The sequence below is a fragment of the Stenotrophomonas sp. STEN031 genome (assembly GCF_056759975.1).
In genome coordinates this window covers 23,787-29,821 of record NZ_JBRREA010000055.1, presented here as the reverse complement: position 1 = coordinate 29,821, position 6,035 = coordinate 23,787, and the positions used below count along the sequence as shown (strand labels likewise).

General features: G+C 63.6%; 7 protein-coding genes and 1 tRNA gene. All 8 read left to right on the top strand.

Going from position 1 to position 6,035, the window contains the following annotated elements; translation table 11 throughout:
• Nucleotides 1-221 precede the first annotated feature (221 nt).
• The 8 genes from accD to ACVOLQ_RS18450 all read left to right on the top strand — a co-directional run bounded on the left by accD (nucleotide 222) and on the right by ACVOLQ_RS18450 (nucleotide 6,011).
• A complete protein-coding gene (accD, locus tag ACVOLQ_RS18485; RefSeq protein ID WP_313173591.1) occupies nucleotides 222-1,103 on the top strand; it encodes an acetyl-CoA carboxylase, carboxyltransferase subunit beta in 882 nt (293 codons plus the stop codon).
• Nucleotides 1,103-2,461: a phosphoglucosamine mutase gene (gene glmM / locus ACVOLQ_RS18480; RefSeq protein WP_481528883.1), complete on the top strand. Its 1,359-nt coding sequence runs from the start codon at nucleotides 1,103-1,105 to the stop codon at nucleotides 2,459-2,461. Before accD ends, glmM begins: the two co-directional genes overlap by 1 nt.
• A gap of 73 nt (nucleotides 2,462-2,534) precedes the next feature.
• Nucleotides 2,535-3,473: an isopenicillin N synthase family dioxygenase gene (locus ACVOLQ_RS18475; RefSeq protein ID WP_481528882.1), complete on the top strand. Its 939-nt coding sequence runs from the start codon at nucleotides 2,535-2,537 to the stop codon at nucleotides 3,471-3,473.
• A 161-nt stretch (nucleotides 3,474-3,634) separates the two neighbouring features.
• Nucleotides 3,635-4,390: a triose-phosphate isomerase gene (tpiA, locus tag ACVOLQ_RS18470; RefSeq protein WP_481528881.1), complete on the top strand. Its 756-nt coding sequence runs from the start codon at nucleotides 3,635-3,637 to the stop codon at nucleotides 4,388-4,390.
• 27 nt (nucleotides 4,391-4,417) lie between these two features.
• On the top strand, nucleotides 4,418-4,864 hold the full coding sequence (secG, locus tag ACVOLQ_RS18465; protein WP_313173595.1) for a preprotein translocase subunit SecG: 447 nt from the start codon (nucleotides 4,418-4,420) through the stop codon (nucleotides 4,862-4,864).
• A 48-nt stretch (nucleotides 4,865-4,912) separates the two neighbouring features.
• Nucleotides 4,913-4,997, top strand: a tRNA-Leu gene (locus ACVOLQ_RS18460).
• A gap of 112 nt (nucleotides 4,998-5,109) precedes the next feature.
• Nucleotides 5,110-5,466 carry an NADH-quinone oxidoreductase subunit A gene (locus ACVOLQ_RS18455; RefSeq protein WP_282268401.1) on the top strand — a complete coding sequence of 119 codons (357 nt, stop codon included), beginning with the start codon at nucleotides 5,110-5,112 and terminating at the stop codon, nucleotides 5,464-5,466.
• Nucleotides 5,457-6,011, top strand: a complete 555-nt coding sequence (locus ACVOLQ_RS18450) for a NuoB/complex I 20 kDa subunit family protein (RefSeq protein ID WP_017354657.1) — start codon at nucleotides 5,457-5,459, stop codon at nucleotides 6,009-6,011. The genes ACVOLQ_RS18455 and ACVOLQ_RS18450 overlap by 10 nt, the downstream gene beginning before the upstream one ends.
• Nucleotides 6,012-6,035: the final 24 nt, after the last annotated feature.

The following is a 6,035-nucleotide window of genomic DNA, read 5'->3' as shown; positions in this document are numbered from 1 at the left end:
CCTCCGTCGCTCCTTCCTCCCCCTGCGGCCCGCGCGCGGCCCTCGGCGGGCCCGCGCCTCCCCGCCCCCGGGCCGCCCCCCCCCCCCCCACTACAGGGGCTAAACATACGCGGCAGTAGGGGTTGCGCCAGATTCGGTGCTGCGACTTGGTCGCACTGGTGAGCTAGACTGTGGGCCCTGTCGTGGCCGCAAGGCCGCCCTGAACGGAATTGTCATCCCGCATGAGTTGGCTCAGCAAGTTGATGCCGTCCGGCATCCGTACCGACAACACGCCCTCCAAAAAACGCAGCGTCCCCGAGGGGCTGTGGGAAAAATGCAATAGCTGCGGCGCGGCCCTGTACCGCCCGGAGCTGGAAGAAAACCTTGAGGTCTGCCCGAAATGCGGGCACCACATGGCCATCCGCGCGCGCGCGCGCCTGGCCGCGCTGTTCGATGCGGACAGCACCAGCGAGATCGCCGCCCGCCTCGGGCCGACCGATGTGCTCAAGTTCAAGGACCAGAAGAAGTACGTCGAGCGCATCAAGGCCAGCCAGAAGAGTACCGGCGAGTACGATGCGCTGGTGGCCATGCGCGGCCTGCTGAAGGGGCGCCCGTTGGTGGCCTCGTCCTTCGATTTCGCCTTCATGGGCGGCTCGATGGGGTCGGTGGTCGGCGAGCGTTTCGCCCTGGCTGCGGAAACCGCGCTGGAGATCGGCTCCCCTTATGTGTGCTTCTCCGCCTCCGGTGGTGCGCGCATGCAGGAGGGCCTGTTCTCGCTGATGCAGATGGCCAAGACCTCGGCCGCGTTGGCCAAGCTGCGCGAAGCCGGTCTGCCGTACATCTCGGTACTGACCCATCCCACCACCGGTGGCGTGTCGGCCTCGTTCGCGATGCTGGGTGATATCAACATCGCCGAGCCGCAGGCGCTGATCGGCTTTGCCGGCCCGCGCGTGATCGAACAGACCGTGCGCGAGAAGCTGCCGGAAGGCTTCCAGCGTTCGGAGTTCCTGCTCGAGCACGGCGCCATCGACCAGATCTGCGACCGTCGCGAAATGCGTGACCGCCTGGCCGACCTGCTGGCCATGCTCGGCCGTCAGCCGCAGCACGAAGAAGCCGCTGCCTGATGAGCACGCGCAAGTATTTTGGTACCGACGGCATCCGCGGCCGGGTCGGCAAGGGCGTCATTTCCGCCGATTTCGTGCTGCGGGTCGGCAATGCGCTGGGGCGTGTGCTGGTTGCCCGCAGCGGCGGTACCCAACCGACCGTGGTGATCGGCAAGGACACGCGCATCTCCGGCTATATGTTCGAGTCGGCGCTGGAAGCGGGCCTGGTTGCCGCAGGCGCCAACGTGCAGCTGATCGGGCCGATGCCGACCCCTGCGGTGGCCTTCCTGGCGCATACGCTGGGTGCCGATGCCGGCATCGTCATCAGTGCCTCGCACAACCCGCACTACGACAACGGCATCAAGTTCTTCTCGGCCGAGGGCGAAAAGCTCGATGACGCGACCGAGCTGGCACTTGAGGCGGCGATGGACCAGCCGTTTTCGACGGTGGAATCCGAGCAGTTGGGCAAGGCGGTGCGGGCGCGCGATGCGGTCGGCCGTTACATCGAGTTCTGCAAGGCCAGCGTGCCGCGTGATTTCTATCTGCGCGGGCTCAAGGTCGTGCTCGATTGCGCCCATGGTGCTACCTACCACGTCGCGCCGCTGCTGTTCCGTGAGCTGGGCGCGGACGTGACCGCGATCGGCGCCGAGCCGAATGGCATCAACATCAACGATGGCGTTGGCTCCATGCACATCGACAACCTGGCGCGCAAAGTGACCGAGGTTGGCGCCGATATCGGCATTGCCTTCGATGGCGATGGCGACCGCGTGTTGATGGTCGATCACACCGGTGCTGCGGTGGATGGCGACGGCTTGCTGTACGTGCTGGCCAGGGCATGGCAGGCCAATGGCCGCCTGCGTGGTCCGGTAGTCGGTACGCTGATGACCAATTACGGGCTGGAGCAGGCGCTGGAGCGTCTCGGCATCCCGTTCATCCGTGCCAATGTCGGCGACCGCTATGTGCATCAGGCCCTGGTTGAAGGCAATGGGGTGCTTGGCGGTGAGGCTTCCGGTCATATTCTGTGCCTGGACCGGGCGACCACTGGCGATGCCATCGTCAGTGCACTGCAGGTGCTGCAAGTGCTGGGTGACGCTGGCGTCAGTCTGCGCCAGGCACTGCAGGACCTGGTGATGGTGCCGCAGAAGACGATCAATGTGCGCCTGGAGACGGGGGCGCGCGAAGTGGTCGCGAGTGCGCCGGTACAGGCCGCGCTGGCGGCCGCGCAGGCGGCGGTGGCCGGGCGGGGCAGGGCATTCCTGCGGCCGTCGGGTACCGAGCCGGTGGTGCGGGTCACAGTCGAGGCCGATGAGGCCGGGTTGATGAGCGCTACGCTTGAGGCGCTGGCCGCTGCGGTTCGTTCGGCTGCCGCACAGGTTTGAGCTGGATCATAGTGGTGTTGCCGGGACGTCGGTTTCAATAGCCGGCGTCCCGTTCCCTTCTTTGGAGTTTTGTATGAGTTCCCGCATTCCCACCCTCGACATCACCCGTTTCGATACCGACCGTGACGCCTTCGTGGCTGAGCTGGGCGCGGCGTATCGTCAGTGGGGTTTTGCGGGCATTCGCAACCACGGCATACCACAGGCGGAAATCGACGCCGCATATGACGTGTTCAAGGCATTCTTCGCGTTGCCGGAAGATGTGAAGAAGCAGTATCACATCGCCGGCGGTGGCGGTGCGCGTGGCTATACCCAGTTCGGCGTGGAAACCGCCAAGGGTTCCAAGCACTTCGATCTGAAGGAGTTCTGGCATATCGGTCGCGAGATCGCCGACGACTCCAAGTACCGCGAAGTGATGCCGCCGAACCTGTGGCCCAGCGAGGTGCCGGGGTTCAAGGAGCATGGCTACGGCCTGTACCAGAAGCTGGACCAGCTGGGCTCGCGGGTGCTGTCGGCGCTGGCCCTGCATATCGGTCTGCCGGAGAACTACTTCGCAGACAAGACCAACAACGGCAACTCGATCCTGCGCCCGATCCACTATCCGCCGATCACCACCGATGACATCCCCAACGTGCGCGCTGGCGCACATGGCGACATCAATTTCATCACCTTGCTGGTCGGTGCCAGTGCGGCTGGTCTGGAAGTGCAGTCGCATGAAGGTGAGTGGGTCCCGTTCACCTCGGATGCCGACACCATCGTGGTCAACATCGGCGACATGCTGCAGCGCCTGACCAACCATGTGTACCCGTCCACCATTCACCGCGTGGTCAATCCCCCGGGTGAGCTGGCACGCCAGCCGCGCTACTCGGTGCCGTTCTTCCTGCATCCGAATCCGGATTTCCTGATCGACGTGCTGCCATCGTGCATCACTGCCGAAAACCCGAGTCGCTACCCGCAGGCGATCACCGCCCACGGTTTCCTGGAAGAGCGCCTGCGTGAGATCAAGCTGAAGTAAGGCGGGGTCGGCCCTACGGCCTGTTGCATGAACGCCGCCGCGGCCCCTGGCCCGGCGGCGTTTTTTTTGCATCTTGTCTTCCGTTGTCTGCAGTTTGTCCTGTTTATGTCCGCATATCGGCTATCCTTTGCCGATACTTTTCATCGGGGAGTTATGCCTGAATGCGCCAAAAAATCGTTGCAGGTAACTGGAAGCTGCACGGCAGCCGTCAATTCGCCACCGACCTGGTCGGGCAGGTGGCTGCCGGTCTGCCGTTGCCGGGGGTGCGTCTGGTGATCCTGCCGCCGCTGCCGTATCTGGGCGATCTGGTCGAGGATTTCGAGGCGACCGAGCTGGCGTTTGGCTCGCAGGATGTCAGCAGTAACGAGAAGGGCGCCTATACCGGCGAGGTGTCAGCCAGCATGCTGGTGGACGTTGGCGCCACCCACGGCCTGGTCGGGCATTCCGAGCGCCGCCAGTACCATCACGAGAGTAGTGAGCTGGTGGCGCGGAAATTCGTGGCCGCCATCAATGCTGGTCTTGTTCCAGTCTTATGCGTTGGTGAGACGCTGGAGCAGCGTGAAGCAGGGCAGACCGAGTTGGTGATTGCCTCCCAGTTGGCACCGGTGCTGGAGCTTGCCGGGGTGCAGGCCTTCGCCAAGGCCATTGTGGCCTATGAGCCGGTGTGGGCGATTGGCACGGGTCGCACGGCGACGCCAGAGCAGGCGCAGGCGGTGCATGCGTTCATTCGTGGCGTAGTGGCAGAGCGCGATGCTAGAATTGCGGATTCGTTGTCGATCCTTTATGGCGGCAGCGTCAAGCCCGACAACGCAGCAGAGCTGTTTTCACAGCCTGACGTAGATGGCGGGCTGGTAGGTGGCGCTTCGCTGGTGGCGGCTGATTTTCTGGCCATCGCGAGGGCAGCGGCCGGTCGCTAACGGGTAATTGTCCGGGACGGATTTCAAATGCTGATGTTGATCCTCAATGTGGTCTATGTGCTGGTGGCGCTCGCGATGATCGCGCTGATCCTGATGCAGCGTGGTTCGGGTGCTGCCGCGGGTTCGGGTTTTGGCGCGGGCGCGTCGGGCACGGTGTTTGGCGCGCGTGGTGCGTCCAACTTCCTGTCCAAGAGCACCAAATGGCTGGCCGTGGTGTTCTTCGGCATCAGCTTGTTCATGGCCTGGTATGCCAGCCACGGTTCGCGTCCGGCGGACCAGGGTGTTGGCCTGATGGGTGCGGTTGAGGCGGCTGCTCCGGCAGCGACGCCGGCGGCACCGGCGGGTGAGTTGCAGTCCGTTCCGGCCGCCCCGGCGGCGGCAGCGGTGGGTGAAGTGCCGCAGGCGACGGCTCCGGCGGAAAATATTCCCGCCAAGAGCGAAGAAAAGCCCGCTGAACCCGCACAGAAAGACTGAAGACGGTTACAATACGCGGCGCACTGCGAAGCAGCTGTGCTGACGTAAGCCCAGGTGGCGGAATTGGTAGACGCACTACCTTGAGGTGGTAGCGACGAGAGTCGTAGGGGTTCGAGTCCCCTCTTGGGCACCATTGTTTTATGCGGGTACACGGGTTGCAGCAGCGGCCCGTCGTGGCAAGTCCCGTTCATCCCCCATGCCTTGGCACCTGCAGGTGTCCCGGGCAGAGGCAAGAGAGAATCGCTGTGCTGGCCGAATATTTGCCGTCTCTGCTGTTTCTGATCGTCGCCACCGGCATTGGCGTTGCGCTGATGTTGATCGGTCGGTTCCTCGCTCCGCGTTCGCCGGACACCGAGAAACTCTCCGCCTACGAGTGTGGCTTCGAGGCGTTCGAGAACGCGCGCATGAAGTTCGACGTGCGCTACTACCTCATCGCCATCCAGTTCATCGTCTTTGACCTGGAAATCATCTTTATTGTGCCTTGGACCCAGGTGTTCATGGAGCTCGGCGCGCGTTCGCTGGTCACCATGGGCCTGTTCGTGGGCATGCTGTTCCTCGGCTTTATCTACGTGTGGAAGAAGGGAGCGCTGGAATGGGAGTGATCCAAACTCTCGACGGCCTGATGAACAACCCCGTCCCGGAAGGGCGGGTTGATGACATTCTGCGGCCTGAAGGCGACAACCCCCTGCTCGAGAAGGGCTATGTGACCACCAGCGTTGACGCGCTGTTGAACTGGGCACGTACCGGCTCGATGTGGCCCATGACCTTCGGTCTGGCCTGCTGTGCGGTGGAGATGATGCATGCCGGTGCAGCGCGTCTGGACCTGGACCGCTACGGTGTGGTGTTCCGCCCCTCGCCGCGTCAGTCCGACGTGATGATCGTGGCCGGCACCCTGGTCAACAAGATGGCCCCGGCGCTGCGCAAGGTCTACGACCAGATGCCGGACCCGAAGTGGGTCATCTCGATGGGTAGCTGCGCCAATGGTGGCGGTTATTACCATTATTCCTATGCCGTGGTGCGCGGTTGTGATCGCGTGGTGCCAGTGGACGTGTATGTCCCGGGTTGCCCGCCGACAGCCGAAGCGCTGGTGTACGGCATCTTGCAGCTGCAGAAGAAGATCTGGCGTACCCAGACCATCGCACGCTGACCCCCTTTCAAATCAAGAGCACGC